The organism is Sorangiineae bacterium MSr11954, assembly GCA_037157815.1.
Taxonomy (GTDB): domain Bacteria; phylum Myxococcota_A; class Polyangia; order Polyangiales; family Polyangiaceae; genus Pendulispora; species Pendulispora albinea.
Genome location: CP089984.1, coordinates 7,413,031 through 7,431,852 on the forward strand (window position 1 = coordinate 7,413,031; position 18,822 = coordinate 7,431,852).

18 protein-coding genes are annotated in these 18,822 nt (G+C 62.4%); 8 read left to right on the top strand and 10 right to left on the bottom strand.

Going from position 1 to position 18,822, the window contains the following annotated elements; all coding sequences use genetic code 11:
- Positions 1 to 493: 493 nt before the first annotated feature.
- A complete protein-coding gene (locus tag LZC94_28750) occupies positions 494 to 1,036 on the top strand; it encodes an FHA domain-containing protein (GenBank protein WXB11836.1) in 543 nt (180 codons plus the stop codon).
- 458 nt (positions 1,037 to 1,494) lie between these two features.
- Here the strand turns inward: LZC94_28750 and LZC94_28755 are convergent, their stop codons facing one another.
- The 3 genes from LZC94_28755 to LZC94_28765 all read right to left on the bottom strand — a co-directional run bounded on the left by LZC94_28755 (position 1,495) and on the right by LZC94_28765 (position 4,821).
- Complete coding sequence (locus tag LZC94_28755; protein WXB11837.1) at positions 1,495 to 2,034, bottom strand: hypothetical protein; 540 nt, start codon at positions 2,032 to 2,034, stop codon at positions 1,495 to 1,497.
- Positions 2,035 to 3,262: 1,228 nt separating this feature from the next.
- Positions 3,263 to 3,727, bottom strand: coding sequence for a hypothetical protein (locus LZC94_28760; protein ID WXB11838.1), 465 nt, complete (start codon positions 3,725 to 3,727; stop codon positions 3,263 to 3,265).
- A 464-nt stretch (positions 3,728 to 4,191) separates the two neighbouring features.
- Complete coding sequence (locus LZC94_28765) at positions 4,192 to 4,821, bottom strand: TetR/AcrR family transcriptional regulator (GenBank protein ID WXB11839.1); 630 nt, start codon at positions 4,819 to 4,821, stop codon at positions 4,192 to 4,194.
- Between the two features lie 148 nt (positions 4,822 to 4,969).
- Between LZC94_28765 and LZC94_28770 the strand changes: the two genes are divergently transcribed.
- Positions 4,970 to 6,094 (top strand): FAD-dependent monooxygenase, encoded by a 1,125-nt coding sequence (locus LZC94_28770; protein ID WXB11840.1) that lies wholly within the window; start codon positions 4,970 to 4,972, stop codon positions 6,092 to 6,094.
- A 603-nt stretch (positions 6,095 to 6,697) separates the two neighbouring features.
- Here the strand turns inward: LZC94_28770 and LZC94_28775 are convergent.
- On the bottom strand, positions 6,698 to 7,240 hold the full coding sequence (locus LZC94_28775) for a hypothetical protein (GenBank protein ID WXB11841.1): 543 nt from the start codon (positions 7,238 to 7,240) through the stop codon (positions 6,698 to 6,700).
- Between the two features lie 228 nt (positions 7,241 to 7,468).
- Positions 7,469 to 8,401, bottom strand: coding sequence for an AraC family transcriptional regulator (locus LZC94_28780; GenBank protein WXB11842.1), 933 nt, complete (start codon positions 8,399 to 8,401; stop codon positions 7,469 to 7,471).
- Positions 8,402 to 8,550: 149 nt separating this feature from the next.
- Between LZC94_28780 and LZC94_28785 the strand changes: the two genes are divergently transcribed.
- Complete coding sequence (locus LZC94_28785) at positions 8,551 to 9,618, top strand: alkene reductase (GenBank protein WXB11843.1); 1,068 nt, start codon at positions 8,551 to 8,553, stop codon at positions 9,616 to 9,618.
- Positions 9,619 to 11,059: 1,441 nt separating this feature from the next.
- On the opposite strand, the gene LZC94_28790 is transcribed toward LZC94_28785, so the two are convergent.
- The 5 genes from LZC94_28790 to LZC94_28810 all read right to left on the bottom strand — a co-directional run bounded on the left by LZC94_28790 (position 11,060) and on the right by LZC94_28810 (position 14,112).
- Entirely contained in the window at positions 11,060 to 12,589 is a 1,530-nt protein-coding gene (locus tag LZC94_28790; GenBank protein WXB11844.1) for an IS66 family transposase, read from the bottom strand.
- 216 nt (positions 12,590 to 12,805) lie between these two features.
- A complete protein-coding gene (gene tnpB, locus LZC94_28795) occupies positions 12,806 to 13,144 on the bottom strand; it encodes an IS66 family insertion sequence element accessory protein TnpB (protein WXB11845.1) in 339 nt (112 codons plus the stop codon).
- The gene (locus LZC94_28800; protein ID WXB11846.1) at positions 13,144 to 13,479 is read right to left on the bottom strand and encodes a hypothetical protein; all 336 of its coding nucleotides are present in this window, start codon (positions 13,477 to 13,479) and stop codon (positions 13,144 to 13,146) included. The genes tnpB (LZC94_28795) and LZC94_28800 overlap by 1 nt, the downstream gene beginning before the upstream one ends.
- A 26-nt stretch (positions 13,480 to 13,505) precedes the next feature.
- Positions 13,506 to 13,898, bottom strand: a complete 393-nt coding sequence (locus LZC94_28805; GenBank protein ID WXB11847.1) for a hypothetical protein — start codon at positions 13,896 to 13,898, stop codon at positions 13,506 to 13,508.
- 40 nt (positions 13,899 to 13,938) lie between these two features.
- A complete protein-coding gene (locus tag LZC94_28810; protein WXB11848.1) occupies positions 13,939 to 14,112 on the bottom strand; it encodes a hypothetical protein in 174 nt (57 codons plus the stop codon).
- Positions 14,113 to 15,252: 1,140 nt separating this feature from the next.
- Between LZC94_28810 and LZC94_28815 the strand changes: the two genes are divergently transcribed.
- The 5 genes from LZC94_28815 (at position 15,253) to tnpB (LZC94_28835) (ending at position 18,816) form a co-directional block, all read left to right on the top strand.
- Positions 15,253 to 15,711, top strand: a complete 459-nt coding sequence (locus tag LZC94_28815) for a hypothetical protein (GenBank protein WXB11849.1) — start codon at positions 15,253 to 15,255, stop codon at positions 15,709 to 15,711.
- Positions 15,712 to 15,722: 11 nt separating this feature from the next.
- Positions 15,723 to 16,226, top strand: a complete 504-nt coding sequence (gene ssb / locus LZC94_28820) for a single-stranded DNA-binding protein (protein WXB11850.1) — start codon at positions 15,723 to 15,725, stop codon at positions 16,224 to 16,226.
- A 96-nt stretch (positions 16,227 to 16,322) separates the two neighbouring features.
- Entirely contained in the window at positions 16,323 to 17,657 is a 1,335-nt protein-coding gene (locus tag LZC94_28825) for a TetR/AcrR family transcriptional regulator (GenBank protein ID WXB11851.1), read from the top strand.
- A 485-nt stretch (positions 17,658 to 18,142) separates the two neighbouring features.
- The gene (locus tag LZC94_28830; protein WXB11852.1) at positions 18,143 to 18,478 is read left to right on the top strand and encodes a hypothetical protein; all 336 of its coding nucleotides are present in this window, start codon (positions 18,143 to 18,145) and stop codon (positions 18,476 to 18,478) included.
- Positions 18,478 to 18,816: an IS66 family insertion sequence element accessory protein TnpB gene (gene tnpB / locus LZC94_28835; GenBank protein WXB11853.1), complete on the top strand. Its 339-nt coding sequence runs from the start codon at positions 18,478 to 18,480 to the stop codon at positions 18,814 to 18,816. Before LZC94_28830 ends, tnpB (LZC94_28835) begins: the two co-directional genes overlap by 1 nt.
- Positions 18,817 to 18,822: the final 6 nt, after the last annotated feature.

The following is an 18,822-nucleotide window of genomic DNA, read 5'->3' on the forward strand; positions in this document are numbered from 1 at the left end:
GGTTGGCCCCGCACCAATCGGGGTGACGCGCCATGCGTCGACTGACTCGATGCCGTCGTCGGGCAGCTCCACGACCCCAGGAGCGCCCGGATCTATCCCTGTCGACGCAGGTGCAGCGCGGCTCGCCGCCCTCGTCGAGGGTGTGAAGCACCTCGGGTCGGGCTCGAGCGCTTCACCGTCGAAGTCGGCCGCCTCCGCGGCGCCCCGCCGCGAAGCGCGTCGGAGATCGTTGTTTGAATGACATGGCAACGGGTCAATGCGGTTTCCTCGATGGCGCGGCATGCAAACGAACAGCCTCGTCGGATGAGCTGTTCTAAGCGATGTATAGTATGTGAACGAAGCTCGACATCGAGCGAGAACGACTGCGCGGCGTGCGACGCGCGACGCGCGCGAAACGCGTTACGGAGTAGCCGTCCGAGATAGCAAATAAGGGAAATGGACCGCCGACGGCGTGCAGGGGCAGACAAGCTTGAGTTTCGAGAGGATCCGGCGCTTGAGTCGAGTCCTCCCCGCAAACACGCCCACTCGCGTCGTTTGCACCTTGCGCGCGCAACGCATCGAGCGCAGCGTTCGCGGGGTGGAGCAACAAATCGTTCTGCTCGTCCACGATCTCGTGAACTACCAACAGTTCGCGTACGTGCCGGATTGCCTGCCGGTTGCCATCGGCCGCGACCCCGAGAAAGCTGCGTGCGCGCTCTTGAACGACCTCCACGTCTCGCGGCTGCACGCGAGCGTCAACCTCTGGGGCGACGAGCTGCTCGTGCGCGACGAGAAGAGCAAGAATGGCACCCTCGTCGACGGCGAACGGCTCATGCCCGGCGTCTGGATCATTGTCGGTGCGCTCACCCACGCGCACGAATTACGCATCGGCGGGTGCTCGATCCACGTGATCGAGGGGGCCGTGAATATCATGCGGCAATTGGAGAGGGACGGAAGGTACGAACTGCGAGGACCAGGCTCTCCCCCTCCCTCGCGGATCCGTCGGACTTCGCCGGACCGAGACAACGCGCACGGGAGCGGCTCGCCCGCGACCTAGGCCTCGCCGTGCTTTAGCCAGACGGTCACTCGTTGACCATTCCGGAGGATGCGGGCGGCTCAGGCGAGGCGACGATTGATGCTGTCGTTCCGCAGCGCGCCCCGGTGCGTTCGTTCCAGTGCCTGGCGTGCGCTCTCGCCAGCAAAGGCGTTTCGGTCGCCGGTCGCGGGCACCAGCGCGCGTTCACTTCCTACCCGCGTCATGACCGCGCTCGCGTCCGCGAGCGCTCGTCGCATCTTCGAGGTGCCGGATTTCGTCCTCGTCTCTCGCCTCGCGGGGCAGGCCGCACTCCATCCTCGTCTCTCACCTCGCGGAGCAGGCCGTATTCGATCGAGCGCGGGATTGGCGGCGGCGGCCGCCATCATCCTCGCTGTAAGCTCCGGAGCTTGCGCTCGTGCGAGCACGGAGGAATGCAACTTCGAGAACCGAGTGAGGTCTGAATCCCAACTCGTGGGTTATCAGCAGCCGAGAAATTGCTCGGGAACGGTTTGGAACGCTGCCCGCTCGGTGATGGGACTGCCGGCATAGAAGGTGACTTCGACGGTCGCTACGCCTACCCAGTAGGCAGGAAAACACACTGGGAGTGTGTGATGCAGACCTTGCATAATGCGGGTCGAGCTGTTGCCGCCGTTCAGGGGGATGAATTCGTTTTTCGTGGCGAGCGTCCAACTGTCATTTGCGCTGAATCTATACCAAAGGTACATACTGAGCGAGCCGCGGACCCAGCGGCCGTTGCATTGCATGTCGAAGGTCCAACCGGCCGTCGGTCTTGGTCCCCAGCTCGGGAGAGATGCGCCGACGTAGCAGACGACCTGGTCGTCGGGGACGTCACCGAGCAGCACCAGTCGGTCCCGTGTGGATTGTGCGTCGCCAAAGGCAAGGCGGGTCGATTCGCCACCGATCAGGGCAATGTCGGCGCTGGCCGGCGCGGTCGTCAGGACGGACGCGAGGCCTGCGAGTATGGCGAGCAGCATACCGGCAAATTTGTTACGTTTCATGAAGATCCTCCTTGTTGGTTAACGGAAAGATGTTGGTGAGGCGATGCGCGGCGTGGGGCGAACGTCGCGCTCGGCGTGCAGCGCGGGCGGGTGATTGGCCGCCCATGAAAGCGAAATGGCCATCGGCGACGGGCTCCGCCGATCTCGGACTTGGCATAAGCCCGAAGCCATTTCTTCACCTGTTCGAAGATGTAGCCGGCCCCCATCGTGGGGGAGATCCCACGTCTTCCATGAACGAAACACGACGGCTTCGTTCTCGCAGCTCGTAACCGATTTTCAAATCGCGAATATTTATGTCGTTCCTGCCATGGGTTCAGGTCGGTGGAGACGTATGGATCGGATTCACCGTCGGGTGCCTACACGGACACTCCGGCCGGCGATGCGTCCTGAAGTCGAGACCCCATGCCTCTCATAGAGACAAGAGGCAGTTATTTGGATCGAATCGACGAAAAATTCGTTTCGGATACATAATTTCTACTGCTTCGTTAGATAAAAACGCCTATTCCCTCTAGAGTGCCGATGAAACATCGATGCCTTGGCGAGTCGACATCGTCGTCACATGACTCCTGTGCACGACTTCGGCTCCAAACGAATCGAACGGTCCTCCGGTTCGGATACCTGCTCGCAGGCATGCCACAACGTAGGCGTGGGGCGGACACTTTTTTTCGGCTCCCATATCGCCTGCGTCGCGCAGTGGTGCGCTGGCACGCACGTGGCTCGAAATGACGTGGTGACGGATTCGTCATTGAGCGCGCCGCTCCACCGCGGTTCGCCGTGGCTGCGCGAAAGTCTTCGTCAACCACCCGCGCTCGCGACCTCGTCTTTGGCCGTGCGTCTCGCGGAGGTCGTGCACAAGCACCTTCGTTCGTCGATGGTTCAGGAGCGCGATTTGGACTGGAAGTTTGGGAGGAACCGGAACGCAACCGCGCACGGTAATTGGCGATACCATTGAGCGACACCGAGAGAATTGTCCATATCGAGATTGGTGTTGGTATTCGACATGCATGGCTCATATGCACGACCGCAGTGGCTTGCAAGCAGATCGATCGATCCCCGACCCTGGCGAAAAGTCACCCGCGGAGTCCCTCGACGCCCGCGTGCTGTTCCCCTGGCATGACACGCAGTCATGCGGATGGCGGTGTTGGGGCGGCCGCCACGTGATGTGAGCGCCCGGCGCTCGTCAGGGACATACTGCCGAACGAAAGCACGATTCGAATGATAGCGGGTTTCAGCCGGGCTTGGTCTCGCCCATGTATGGACGCCAGACGTGGCCTGGTCGAAATGTCCGAAACGCGGAAGGCTTGCCCGCCCGTTGCCACAGGTCCGTTGAGACGACCAGGCCTTGGTACGCCGAGTGTGAGGCTCGAATCATCTCCTCGACTTCGATCTCCGTTCTGACGTCATCCACCTCCACGCCGACCATTGCGAAGCGGAACGGCGGTGCAGAACGGAGACGTTCGTAGAGCCGCTTGCCGACCTCGGTGAGCTGCGCCGCGTCGTTCGCGTTGGAGACACCGGAATGACTGAGGTTCGTCGGCGTAATCCAGCAGCACGTGTTCGACAAAAGCGAGACCTCGCAATGGGTCGCGGTCCCATCGCTCAGCGTCCAACTCAGGCCTTCGAAGTGCGCGATGAAGGCGTTTGCATCGTCCCCCGTGCCGCACTGCGCCCATAACGCGAATATCCAAGCCATGGCTCGTTCCTACTACGAAAGAAACAGAAGCACCAACCAGGCCGCGAGGACACACCCACGTGGTTTCTCGGTCCGCGCGCGTCGCCCCGCGTCATGTCGGATTGCTCCCCACGTCACCTTGGAACGGCTCTCCGGTTCCTTTCGGAATGCGCATCCAGCCTGCACCAAGTGGCTTTTGCCTTCCGAGTCTCAGTGCGTTCGCCGAAGCGCGTCCCTTGTTTGAGCGGACCCTCACGGAAAAGCAAGAAAGTGACGTGCACGGGCGCGTACCGCGACAGCCTCGGTACAAGCTCGCACTGCGTCGTCCCGTCCGGGGCTCCACACGAAAACGGTCGTCGTGCTTCAACGAAGCTCGGGACGCTCACCGGGATAGGCTCGATCACTTTTGAGAACGTGCTCGAAACCGCCCGGGACGTCTCGGTCACCCGCGGCGAGCTGTATCCGTCGATCTGTGAAATGCCATTTCAGCTCGCGATCGTCCGGACGCCTGCCGTCATCATGGCTTGAACCGCGGCGAATCCTTGATCGATCAGGCCGAAGAACACGGCGTGCGCCTTCTTCGCGGAGCCTCCGCGTTCGAACACGCGGACGGCTTCTTGGCGGGCCGTGTGCACGGTCAGCACGATCATGCCGCCGGCGAGTCGCGCGAGGCCATCCGGCTTCGGACCGGCGAGCTCGAGTGCGAGGCCTTCTGCGGCTTCGTCGTTGAGCTCACGGAGTCGCGCCTCGAGGGATGGACTCGCCGCGACGAAGCGCCAAAAGTTGGCCGCATGGCGGTCGAAACGGGTGAACGGATGCTTCTCCTCTCGCAATCTGCTCATGAGAACGCGGAGCGCGCCGATCGGCGATTGCCCTTTCGGTCTGGCACGGATCGCCTCGCGAAAGAAGAGCAGCTTCAAGTCATCTTGCCGATCGAGAATGAGGTCCTCCTTGCGTGAGAAGTAGTTGAAGACCGTCATCTTGGAGACCTTTGCCGCGACCGCAATCTCGTCGAGCGTCACCGCATCGAAGCCACGCGCCAAGAAAAGCTCCGTCGCCACATCGGAGATCCGCTGCCTCGTCTCACGCTTCTTGCTCTCACGCCGCTCGCCCATGCCCGAATTTTAGCGAAGCGGACCAGGTATGGGCCATAAAATGCCACAAAATTATACTCGGTCAAAAATTTATTGCATATTTTTAGACCGAGTATAACTATCTCGATGCGAGGGCTGTTCGAGGACGCGGCCATCGCGAGGAGAACCCATGAGCTCGAATGGAAAGAAGGTGCTCATCTCCGGTGCGAGCTTCGCGGGGCTTTCGAGCGCCCATTGGCTGAGCCGTCTCGGTTACGAGGTCACCGTCGTAGAGATCGCGCGCGGCATTCGCGAAGGCGGAACGGCCGTCGACATCAAAGGCAACACCGTCGACATCGTCCGTCGCATGGGGCTCTTCGATCCGATCCGCTCGCAACGATTGAGCCTGCAGCGGTGGGATATGAAGAACGAGCACGATGTCACGGAGCGCTCGCTGGTGATCCGAAACGAGGGTGAGCCGCCTTCGGACGATGAGTTCGAGATCGAACGGACGGTGCTAGTAAACATGCTCTTCGACAGCGTGAAAGATCGCGTCGAAGTTGGTTTCGACGACGGCATCACCGGGTTGACTGAATCGAAAGACCGAATGGAAGCGACCTTCGCCAAGGGCCCACGACGCTCGTTCGACCTGGTGCTCGGCTGCGACGGGGTCCACTCCGCCGTGCGACGGATTTGGTTCGGAGACGAAGCCAAATACGTGCATTTTATCGGCCAGTACTTCGCGATCCTGATCGTGGACAAGCTATTGATCGAGCGCGACACCGCGCAGATGTACAACGAGCCTTGCAGAGCGGCGATGCTCAATGCCTACAAGAACAAGACCGACATCATTTTCGCGTTCGCTTGCGACGACGAGATCGCGTACGACCATCGCGATCAGGAGCAACAACGAAGGATCATCGCGGAGCAGTTCACCGGGAGAGGCTGGCGGATTGCAGAACTGCTCGCGGAAATGCGGGGCTCCAAGAATTTCTACTTCGACAAGTTGTGCCAGGTCCGGATGCCGTCGTGGACGAAAGGCCGAGTTGCGCTGGTCGGCGATGCAGGCTACTGCGCGTCGCCGGCCGCCGGAATGGGTGGATCGTTGGCCATCGATGGGGCTGCAGCGTTGGCCGACGCACTCCGCACACGCGACGGAGATTTCGAGCTCGCGTTTCGTGACTACAACGAGCAGTTTCGCCCGTTCATCGAAGAAGTCCAAGCGGAGGCTGTAAGGGTCGGGCTCGAGACGCTCGTTCCGAGAACCGAAGAAGCCATTCGTACGCGGAACGCGAAGACCGGCGCAGGCTTTTAACCCGCGAGGGTTTACCCATTCGATGCCACGAGCTCGTCAGGTGCTCGCCGACACCGGACGCACCTCTCGCGAGGCTACGGCCACTTTCCTCGGCTCGCTCGGATATTGGGTGCGAACGCTCCGCAAGGACACGACGGCCATTGCGCTGTTGCCGGTGCGGTCGCGGCCGAGCCCCACCAACGCGTTGAGGTGCGTATTCCGACGTGATTCGGGGATCGGTTCCAACGACACCGGGGGGCTCGTTCCAACGTGCCCCGGGGCCAATTCGGGGGCCACCTGGGGGGGTCGGTTCCAATGACACTCGGGGGCTCGTTATAAGGTACCGGATGCACTCTCGAACGTGCCCCGGGCCAAATTCCGGAGCATCCGGGGCGCGTTCCAAAGAGGGCGGTCCCCCCCGGAGCGGCGAGCACGGTCGCATGCGTCATCGAGTTCTCCTCGTACGCGACACGCGACCAGCTCGCAGACGGACACCTCGAACAAGGCGCCATCGCCAAAAGCAGCCATTCCGTCGCACGTCGTCGACTCGACCCGGGTCGCCGCGACGTCGACGGCCGCCAAGAGGATCCGTTTCGTCATCCCCGTAGCGGGGCCTTCGTCCAATCATACACGTCGACAACGGGCTGGGGCTCCCCCAGACGAAGACCGTGGGCGCTCCCGGCCACGTCCCCACGCGCCCGGTTTCTTCACGAGCGACCAGATAACGTGCCGATAATCGATTCGATGCCCTTTTTCACCTCGGATTCGAGGCATGGCTTCCAGCAAATCATCCCCTAGCCAGCTCTCAACGATATCGGCGTAGCGCCTTGCCTCGACCTCGTGATTCATGAGCCGCGATGGAACCGAATAGATGTGCGACCCCACGGTGATGGTGCTCCAGCACGTCACTCGCAGATGGTGCGTCGTGTACTCCGGCAAACGTGTCAACGGAAGCGGTCGAAGATGTTTGCGCTCCTCGATGAGTCGGGACGCGCTGCGCGCGTTTTTCTTCGCGACGACTTGCGTTTGCACAAAGGTGACATATGCTTCGACGCTCTCGAAGTCGCGGCTACCGCGCACGCTGAGAGCCTGATCCAGCGCGCGCTTGAACAGATCAGAAGCTCCCAAATCGGGGGCGGTCAGACGTAGCCGCATGGTGAGGGTCACCGTCCCGAAGAAGCCCGCTCGAGCGAAGCCTCGAGGTCAAGCTCACCGTCGCGAGACTGCGCTCCGTTGCTGACGGCGCGCCGAACGAGGTCTACGAAGCGATCGGGCGCCGGGTAGACACGGCCGAGCGCACGGCCTTCGGCGACGAGCCCCTCTCGAAGATCGTCGGACCCAAGAGCGACGTCACTGCGGCTTTCGCCGCCGCGATCTGCTGCGAGGTCACTTCCGCTAATGCGCAAGCTTGCGCCGGAAGGTCGCGGGACTCTCGCCCTGCCACCGTTTGAATGCGCGGCTGAACGCGGGGAGGCTTTCGTAGCCGACAAGGTTCGCGACCGCTGCCACCTTCTCGTTGGTGTCACGAAGCATTTCGGCGGCGCGCGTGACGCGCCAGCGCGCGAGGTACTGAAGCGGCGGCTCGCCGACCAATTCCGTGAACCGCGCCGCAAAGCCAGAGCGCGACATGTTCACCCGCCGCGCGAGCGTCATTACGGTCCACGGCTCGGCGACATGGACGTGCATGAGATTCAACGCTTCGTAGATGCGCGGCTCGGAAAGTGCGGGGATGCCAGACGCCTTGCGCCGACCCGAAGCTTCGGCCGACCGAAGCGCGAGGACGAACAGCACGTCGGCGAGGCACTGGAGTACCATGCTGCTCGCGGGCCCCGGCGCTGCACTCTCTGCGAGTACAAGCTGTAACGTTGCCTCGATCCACCGGCCGAACGTTGGTTCGCTCGCCGACAGGACGACCAGCGCCGGCATCTTTTGGAGCAGCGGAGGTTCATGGCCGCTGCCAACTTCAAAGAAGCCCGCAACGATGCTGGTCGCGCTGCCCCGCCCACCGATACGTCGTGGTGCGAGACTCGGACAGAGCGCTCCATCGCACACGTCCTGGAGCTTCGAATCGGCAGCATCGCGGAGCGCGTGCGCGGTGCCGTGAGGAATGAACACAACCTCGCCGGGTGAGAGTACATGAACGTTCTCTCCCTCGACCTCGATGCGCGCGCTGCCTCGGGTGACGATGTAGAAGCTCGCGCGCGGTCGGTGAGGAATACGTACGCCCCATGGTGCGTGGGCTTCGAGCGGCTTGTACAGCGCGTGCCGCATGAACGAAACGCCGAGCACGTCCGCGACAGCGTCACCGCGAGGATCTCGAAGATCCATCCCGATTGGCGTTTTGGCTAACTTCTTTGGACCCACGGGCATGGAACGTCCATAGCACGAGCCCCTACTCCTCGCTCATGACCAAGTCCCTCTTCGACACCTATCACCTCGGCAGGCTCGCGCTTTCGAACCGTCTCGTAATGAACCCAATGACGCGTAGTCGGGCCGACGCGGAAGGACGCGAAAGCGAGCTCACGGCGACCTATTTCGCGCAGCGCGCGAGCGCGGGGCTCATCGTCGTCGGCAGCGTTGCTCCTTCGCCCAACGGCAAGGGCTATCCGCGAACGCCGGGATTGTGGAGCGCGGAGCAGGTCGAGAGCTGGAAGGCGACCACGAAGGCCGTCCACGCCGCGGGTGGTCACATCTTCGCGCAGTTGATGCACTCTGGGCGCGTAGCCCACCCCGCGAACATGACGGCAGGCGCGAGAATCGTCGCGCCCAGTGCCCTCGGGCTCGGTGGTCAGACGAGCTTTGGGAGCGCACAGATGTGGACCGACTCGGGTGGCATGCAGCCCTTTCCGGTGCCCGAGCAACTCGACGAGGCAGGTATCGAGCAAGCGAAGAACGAGTTCGTGAGCGCCGCGAAGAACGCGATCGAAGCGGGCTTCGACGGCGTCGAGATACACGCCGCGAACGGCTACCTTCTCGAGCAGTTCTTGAGCCCGGTCACGAACCATCGGCGCGACGGCTACGGCGGCTCGATCGACAGGCGTCTTCGCTTTGTCGTCGAGGTCGCGGAGGCGGTGGCCGAGGCCATCGACAGCGACCGCGTGGGCATCCGCATCTCGCCCTACGCGGAGATCAACAGGATGCAGGAGTATCCGGAGATCGACGAGACGTACCTCGCGCTCAGCAAGCGCCTCGTTTCCCTCAGGCTCGTCTATCTCCACGTCGCCGACCAGTTTGGTGTGAGCAGCGGCGGTCCTGGGCGGCATGCGGGGCTCGATGCGCTGAAGCCGAAGCTCCGAGAAGCTTGGGGCACGCGCACGTTCTTCATCGGCGGCAACTTCAACAAAGAGTCTGCGGCGCGTGCCGTAAAAGAGGGCTTGGTCGATCTCGTCGGCTTCGGCAAGGCCTTCCTCGCAAACCCCGACCTGGTGCGTCGCTTCCGTGAGGGGCTTCCGCTCAATGCACCCGACGAGACGACGTTTTTCACACCGGGCCCCAAGGGATACACTGACTACCCAATGTGGGTAAGGCCCCGCAGTATCTCGTGATCCGTCACCCGGGTCCTCTCTGTCTAATCCTCGTTGGATTTCCTGAGACGGCGGCGGAATCCAAGATTGATGCCCGAAAAGTGTCGTGCGTCTCTTGTCCGTCTCCGCGAGCCTGCGCCTCCGCCAGGAAAGGCAGCGGTCGTGCACACTCGCGAGCCGACGCCTTCCGCGTCGAGCGGCGATATTGGGACGACGTCAGCAAGTTTGTCGCTTCGGCCACATTGGACGCGCGTGCCACGTCCAAGTAGCCCATGATATGTCGCCAGCCGACCACCGAAGGCCACATGCTTCGCGAGCGGCAACGTGGTAGCATAAAGCTGGGAGTCGCTCGCAGCCTCCGATTGTTCTTTGAATCAACAATCAACGCATTGCCCAAGCTCTCCGACACGCGACCTATTGGTTGCGCTGTGGAGCCGCTTGCAAAACGAGGCTGCAAAACATCCATTTCCATTGGTATCCCGCATGCCCCTGTTTCTCCGTCGAGCAACGAAGCCTCGTTGGAGCAGCGCCGAAGTCCTTCATCGTATTCGACCTTGCGCCGCATCTGTTGCTCCGTCGAACGACGGCCCGTTGGAGCGAGAACGTCCAGTTCGTACATCGCGGGACGATCCAGCTGTCTCTCCGTCGAACGACGGAGCCCCGTTGAAGCGGGTCTTTCAACTTCAGATCGCATGCGCTGCCTTGCCCCACCTGTCTCTCCGTCGAACAACGATGACGCGTTGAAGCCCGACCATCGAGCGTCCAAACCCGATCGATGGACCAGCAGTCTCTCGGTCGTCCGACGAAACCTCGTTGAGCATCTGAGGACAATCCGCCGTCGTGGTGCATGCGATAGGCCGCTGTCTCTCCGTCGAACGACGGAGCTTCGTTGAAGCGACGTATCGCTGCCCGTCGTGATGGGCGAGTCCGGCTGTCTCTCCGTCGAACGACGGAGCCTCGTTGAAGCGGCTGTTCCTTGGTGATGCGCTCTCGCCATCGCTCGGTGGCCGATCCGCCGTGATGAACGGCGGCCACGTTGAAGCGCGACGGAGCCGCGCCATCGCGACCTGCGCCAAAGAGCCGCCTGCGCGCAGTGCGCGAAATGAGACTCGCCTCGGTGCTCGCCCTCCGCCTCAACGGGCATGCCTTTACCCGCGGCGGTGATGATCCACGTGATGGTCGCGCGACACGAGCGGCACGACGTGCGGTACCCGGTCTCCGGGCGCGTGCGCTGCCCGAGAGCCCGACGCGCGAATTCACCGACCTGATCGCCGATGTTCTCGGCCCACGCCACCACGCGCTCGGGCGGCCACTTGCCATAGTCGCGGTGCTCGCGTGGCCGGTGTTCGTCGCAGATCATTGCCGTGCCTTTGTATCCCTCCTGCCAACCGCGTCGTGATTCCGTCGAGCAGGCGGCCTAGATTTGGCGGTGCGAATGACGGAGCTATCGAGCGCAGCGCTACTATGGGGACTCGCCGAGCTGCGGGGGGATGGTGATCTTCCCGAGAGGAGCCTCGAGCTCGTGGGGGAGGAGGCGGGCGCGCGTGGCGAGCCAGTTCATGGGGGCAAGTTCGACGACGCGTCGTTTGGGCCAACTCGGCAGGACACGAAACAGGTCGCGCAAGTATTCCTCGGAATCGAGTCCGGCGTGGCGCGCGGATGCGATGAGCGAAAGCCATGTGCAGGCCACTTCCGCGGCGTCGTCGGAGCCCAGGTGCATCCAATTTTTCCGTCCGATCGCCACATGTCGAATTTCGCGTTCAACGTCATTGTTGGAAAGTGGAATGCTCCCGTTCACCAAAAATCGCGTGAGCGCCTCCCAATGATTGTGGCTGTACCGAAGGGCGCGGGAGAAAGGCCCGCGTGGATCCACGCTGGGGTCGTCGAGCAGGCAATCGCGGGCCCTGGCGAAAATCTCGACCAGCGGTGCAGAGCGCTCTTTTCGAATCAAAAGGCGTGCGTCGGGCGAAAGGTGCGCGATGTCCCTCTCGATGGTGAACAGCTCGTCGGCAAGCTCGACGAAACCGCGCGCCCGCGTGTCGGTGGGCAAAGCAAAGAAATACTTGCGCCGGCAGTGTGCCATACAGCCGGCCTCTTTCGGCGCGCCGGGAGCGCGAAACAATTCGTCGTACACACTGGAGGCGTCTGCGACGACGATACCGCCAAATTCTTCGAGCCAGCTTTTCGGCATGTCGCTCGTGTGCAGCGCGGAATAGCGAAAAAAGACCTGCGCCCGATCGGCAAGGAGCACCCAGATGTGAGCTCTTCGATCGTGGGGGCTTGCCATCACGCGCACCCCCGTCGCATCGATGCCGATGACCTGGCACTGAGCCAACGCGTGTTCCCAAGCCGCATCGACGACGAGGCGCGCCACCGGCTCGGCGAGCTTTTCCCACGCGCTCAACGTGGAAACGGGCACACGCACACCATGCCGGGCGATGATCTTCGACAGGCGCGTGTACGGGATCTGATCGCCCCATTTCGAGTGAATCGTGTGGGCGAGCATCGCAGGATCGGGCAACGCGCGCGGAATCATCTCGTCGGGCACGGGCTCGATGTGCACGGCGACCGAGGCATCGTCATTGTCTTGGGCGAACTTTTTCCGGACCACACGCAATCGTGTATACCCGGACTTACGGAACGCCAATCGGTAAGAGACCTCCTCACCGATGTAGCGGGCTCCCTCAGGAGTTTCGCCGGGCGAAATGTCCACGGTTTCCACGGGCAGGTGCTCGGGAAGCTGCCCGCGCCCATGTGGAGTACGGCGCTTTCGGACACCGCTCGGAGGCGACGGGGGCACGCGATCGGGGCCGGCCAGTGGCTGCGCCGCGTTGGGCTTTTCGGGCTCGGCCGGGGCCGGCGATGGCTCACTGCCGAGAATCGTCGCATCGAGCAGCACCTGCAACGTGCTTGCCGGCAAGCGCTCGCGTTTGACGCCGAAAAGCTGCTTCGAGAGCCATGCCACCTGCGCCTCGAGGGCATCGATGCGCACGCGTTGCGATTCACTTTCGGCACGTAACCGTGCGTTTTGCTCGCGAAGCTCTCTATCCTCAGCCACAAGCCTCGACACCGCATCCGAGGACGCTCCTTGGGCCAGCGCCGCAACGAGAGCGGCCGCGATGCTGGCATTGGGGGGCGTGACGGGCGACACGGCTCGATGCATCGAGAACGTCGTGCATATCACGATATCGCATCATGCGATATGTATTCAGTGTACGCTGCTATTCTTTTTCTTACCTTCGACGGCGAGTCCTTCGAGAAATCGGGCAAACGCCTCGGGACTCATTTCCATACGCGAGGCGCCCTCGGTGCGCGGCGGCGCGACGAATACCCCCTGATCGAGGCGCTTGTATAGAAGCGCATATCCGGTGCGGTCGTAGAATAAGACTTTGCACCTGTCGGTCGCCTTGTTGAGAAACACGAAGAGCGAACCTCCTCGCGGATCGTCACCGAAACGCTCGCGCACAATCCCCGCGAGCCGATCGAAACTGATGCGAAGGTCGACCCGCTCGACACTCACAAAGATGCGGACATTCGCCGAGAACATCAGCTCTCCTCCAATACGCCGATCAACGCGCGAAGTACGGTGACGTTGGCCCCCGTCTGCACACGAAGTATCCGACCCGAGCGAAGAACCACTTCGATGCTGTCATAAGGCGAGGATGTCCCGCGCGCTACAGCGGTCGTCGCAATAGGCACCTCGGGTGCGGAGGCCTTGCGCGACGGCACAACCTCGACAAATCCCTTGCCGACTTCGGTGCTCGCTTCGGGCCGCGCGATCTTCCTCTTCCACCACACCAACGTCCGTGGATTCCACCCGTGCTTCTTCGCATATTCGCCCGCGCTCTCCCCGCTGGCCTCCCACGCCGCGATTCGCCTCACCCACTCCGGCCTCTTCGCTCGCTTCCTCATGCATCGCGAGTTTGCTGCCGCTTCGGCCCCTCGTCACGACGCGCTCCGCAGGACGGATACGTGCCTTTCGGGCCGTAACTGCGCACGTGCGACGCCACGCGCTCACTCTTGTGCAGGATCTCGATACTCGTGGCAGTTGCACGGATCTCCACCTCGGCCCCCACCATCGTGTACGGCACGCTGTCCAGTCGGTGCTCGTAGTCGACGCGGTCATCAATGTTGACCTTCACCTCTCTCCACTTCGCGATCTGGTAGCGGTGAGCCGGCAGAGGGCGCATGGCGGGCTTGTCGAGCATCTCGAAGGCCGAGCGTCGACATCCTTCGAGCTTTTTGAAACGGGCGCTTGTTGAGCCGCTCGAGTAGCTCGCGGACCGCGACATCGAGCTCACCGGGTGAGAAGAAAGTCCGATTCCGGAGCGGCGCGAGGATTTACCGCTGCGCGATCAAAACGCCTCCTTCGACCTTCGCTTGTCCCTCGGCTTTCTCGGTCACGCCGGAAACCACCGTCACGCCGTAGTGCTGCGCCATCTCGAGGTAGGTCGGGTTGATGTCCGGCTCGTACCGATCCGGCCCAGAAACGGCGCTGCGAAGTTGATCGGGCACCACGACCTCGGGGACGCAGCCGAAGTACTCGAAGACTCGGATCCGGGGGACCGCCCCCTTTGGAATGCATCCCCGGGGGCCCAGGAATCGGCCCCCGGGTCACGTTGGAACGAGCCCCGGGTGTCGTTGGAATCGATCCCCGAGTCACGTCGGAATATGCACTCACCCCCGCGATGCACGAGCTCTACTCCACCGTGCGAGGAGCGGAGCAGCGCAACGCCCTCGCGAAGGTTATCCGCCTCTTCTCCGCACCGAGCGGGGGAGCATCGACACGCCAGCGGGGAGCAAACGAAAAAAGCCAGCTAGGGCCGAGCCCTAACTGGCTAAAATCACTGCATTTTTCAGAGCGGGAGAAGGGATTCGAACCCTCGACGTCCACCTTGGCAAGACGGAGCGAAACGCCGGAGCCCTACAAAACAAGGGGAACGAAGGGCAGCCCGATTCGCCGGGTTGGTCATCCAAGTGCACCGCGGGTCATGCGAAGTCGTCGCAAGGCTGTGAAAATGGCTGTGAAGAACCCGAGCGGAAACGCCTGCCCCGGCATGAGCGTGGAACGACTTCGGATACCGGATGCGACGCTCTTCCCTCCCCTCGTCGTGGGCCGCCGCATGCTGACAGCCCCGAGGCGGAGGGCCTGCATGACGGCGTCGACGACGCTCTAGCCGAAGCTGTTCGGCTCGCTGCACGAGATGGCAATTGGGACGTCGTTGCGAGCCTGGCTCGCGAGCTCGAGGCGCGCCGCAGGGACCGCAGTGGGGGCGTGGCCGGCGAGCTTCGGTTGGTGCCCGGAAAAGGCGGTCAGCGAGGTGCACCGTGAGCGCGCCGGACAAGATTACCTTTGCGGTCCCTCGAAACGCGCGTGTGAGCACATGCCGGTCGTGCAGCGCCGCGATCATCTGGATCGTGACGGGTGCCGGAAAACGTATGCCGGTCGAGGCCGAGGGTGAGCACCTGGGCGAATCCCACTTCGCGCATTGTGCGCAAGCGGAGATGTGGCGGAGGCCTCGATGACCAGCGTCGAGACATGCCGCAATTGGCGCGCGATCTCGGGCAGCCTCTTCGAGGAGTCGAAACGATTTCCGCACACCGCGCTCACCCGACGGCCCCGATCCCGCTCAGTTCTTCAAAGGGTAGAGCGTCATGCGCTTTGAAAAGCACACGAACCTCGCGATGCTCGTTGCGCTCCTACTGGGGATAGCCACGATGCCCTCCGTCGAGGAGCGAGCCGCGAATGCCTGCAACGAGTACATCTTGCTCTTTCCGGCGATCGATGGAGACCTCGGACGCGAGGAGCGGGCCGTCGACGATGGCCACGGGATCAGCCATAGCCCGCGGAGAGCCATGGCAGCCACGGCCTACCCTCTCGAGAACGATCCGGACGCCTTTGTCGTTTTGATGGAGGCCGTGCGCGGAGCGAGCCGCGAGCCCGGCTTCGACTCGGCGCCGATGCCTTCCGCCAACGTCAATCAAGAGAATTTTTCGCGTGAGCTCGGCGATGTCGGGCTCCTCTTGCGCGTGGACTGCCGCGCTCCGATGGGCGCCGCCAGCACGGGCCTTATGGCCCCCACAAGGGTCCAAAACCACGGCGATTCACGCTGAAGGAGGCAACTATGAACGGTGTCAACAAGGTCATCTTGCTTGGAAACCTCGGAGCGGACCCGGACTTCCGCGAGACCGATACGACGTCGGTGCTCACGTGGAATCTGGCCTGCACGGAGACGTGGCTGGACGCGAGGAAGCAGCGGCAAGAACGGACGGAATGGGTGCGCGTCGTCGCGTTTGGCCGACGTGCGGAAGGTCTCTCACGGGTCCTTCGCAAGGGCGACCGCATCTTCGTCGAAGGCTCCCTGCGCACGACCCGACATGAGCGAAACGGCGAGACGGCTTACACGACAGCGGTCATCGCATCGAACGTCGTGTTGAGCGGCGGCGCACGGCGCCCCAGTGACGAAGAACCGCGTGAGCGAGTGCCGGACCGGACATACCACCGCGATACGCAGCCCCCGGCGGCACCGCCCGCAGCACCCGACCACACCGGCACGCGTGCCGAGAGCGAGGCTCGAGTTCCGGCCGTACCGCCAACTCGACGCGACCTCCCCGACATCCCATTCTGACCGACGAAAGAGCCGAGCTCGACGTGGTGAGCGCGCCCGCTTGAGCTCAGATTGGAACCCAACCACGTCCGAACGACATCCAAGAAAGGCGGAGTCATGAACGACGAGGTTGCTCAAGCGGAGGTCCGAGAACGCATCGTCATGGCGGCCCTGCACGTCTTTGCGACCTATCGTTTCCCGTGGACCACCATGGCGATGGTGGCCGAGCGCGCCGCCGTGGCAGAGAAGGTCGTCCGCACGCATTTCGGCAGCAAAGAGGAGCTCTACGACGAAGTCCTCGCCCGTGCACTGCTCCAAATACCCGCACCAAACGTGCTTCGATCGTGTCGGGCCCAAGCCGACGGCAATCGTGAGCCCGATGCGGACGGTCTCGAGGCGCACTTGCTGACGTATTTCCTTGAGCGTGTCCAGTTCATTCGTGACAACGCCCATCAACTGGAACGCCTTATTCGAGAGGCGATCATCCGCCCGGAACTACTGCGGCGCGTTCTCGAGCGCCAGCAGCAATTCTACGCCTATTTTAGTGACTTTGCTCAGCACTTCGGAGAGCACGGGGAGCTTCGAGATGATGTGGACACCATCACCGTGCTGCGCATCGCGCTCTCGGTCGCCATGGGGTACTGCGTCGCGCGCACGATCCTACTGCCCCAAGCAGAGTGGAATGACGAAGACGACGCTCGGCTAATGGCATGCGTCTTGGCCCACGGCTTTAGGCCGCGACAAGATGTGCCACAATCCCGACCGGCACCGAGAACGAAGCGCACCATCAAGCCCCAAGTATCGAAAGAAAACGGCGCGCGGCTTCTTGACCTTAGTGGAACAAGCGCAAGTTCCGTCACGCCGGATGCCCTTGCAATGCTCCTAATGGCCGTTCCCTCTGCCTTTCGGTCTTTTCTGGAACCCCTCGGATTTCCATGGGAGACGGCGAACGATCGGCTCGAGGCGTGCCTGGACTGGTTCTTCGTCTACCGGGCCAGAATGGCCCGCGACAATCCGACTCGTATCAAACGGACGATTCAGGAGGCGATCCTCCGCCCCGCAACGTTCCGAAGGGCCCTTGCCCGACAGGTGGGTAATTACCCGCGACTCAACCAGCTCATTCATCGTTTTCAGGAGCAGGGCGAGATCCGTCCGGACATCCCTGCCCTCTCCATTGTTCGGATCGTCCTCTCGGCCATCATGGGATACTGCATTGTGAGCACGCTCCTATTCCCCGAAGCCAATTGGGACGACGGTGACGAAGCTTGGATGATGGGGAACGTACTGGTCAACGGGTTCCGACCGCGGCGTAGGGCGACGTCTCAGATTCAGCCGAAAGCAGAGCGCTTCAAGACTTCGTCTTCGGAGGCGAAGATGAAGGCATCACCGCCGTCCGGGAGAGAGGCGAACGTCCGCAAACGCGCATCGCGTACGAAGAAGACGTCCAGATGACGTACGGTATCAACGTTCACTAACGCCGATTGTCGATAGTTGCCACCGGCGTCGTCAACGCCTTCTTTTGGTCGATCGAGGGATCCCCTGCGAGAGCACGGCGAGCCCCACGAGCGGTTCAACCGAGCGGAGGACGTTGCGAGCCTGTCGACTGGGCTTCAACGTGGCCCGCGATGTTCTCCGCGGGAAAGGCCGCGTCCACTGCGTCCGTTCGAAGATGGTTCTCGCTTCAACGTGGCCCGCGATGCTTTCCGCGGGAAAGGAGGACATGCACGTCGTAGCGTTTCTCTAGACATTGGCTTCAACGTGGCCCGCGATTCTCCGCGGGGAAGCCACCTCGGAAGCGCCCACTACACCACCAGTGCCAAGGCTTCAACGTGGCCCGCGATGTTCTCGTATCCGTCCTGCGGAGCGCGTCGTGACGAGGGGCCGAAGCGGCAGCAAACTCGCGATGCATGAGGAAGCGAGCGAAGAGGCCGGAGTGGGTGAGGCGAATCGCGGCGTGGGAGGCCAGCGGGGAGAGCGCGGGCGAATATGCGAAGAAGCACGGGTGGAATCCACGGACGTTGGTGTGGTGGAAGAGGAAGATCGCGCGACCCGAAGCGAGCACCGAAGTCGGCAAGGGATTTGTCGAGGTTGTGCCGTCGCGCAAGGCCCCCGCACCCGAGGTGCCTATTGCGACGACCGCTGCAGCGCGCGGGACATCCTCGCCTTATGACAGCATCGAAGTGGTTCTTCGCTCGGGTCGGATACTTCGTGTGCAGACGGGGGCCAACGTCACCGTACTTCGCGCGTTGATCGGCGTATTGGAGGAGAGCTGATGTTCTCGGCGAATGTCCGCATCTTTGTGAGCGTCGAGCGGGTCGACCTTCGCATCAGTTTCGATCGGCTCGCGGGGATTGTGCGCGAGCGTTTCGGTGACGATCCGCGAGGAGGTTCGCTCTTCGTGTTTCTCAACAAGGCGACCGACAGGTGCAAAGTCTTATTCTACGACCGCACCGGATATGCGCTTCTATACAAGCGCCTTGATCAGGGGGTATTCGTCGCGCCGCCGCGCACCGAGGGCGCCTCGCGTATGGAAATGAGTCCCGAGGCGTTTTCCCGATTTCTCGAAGGACTCGCCGTCGAAGGTAAGAAAAAGAATAGCAGCGTACACTGAATACAT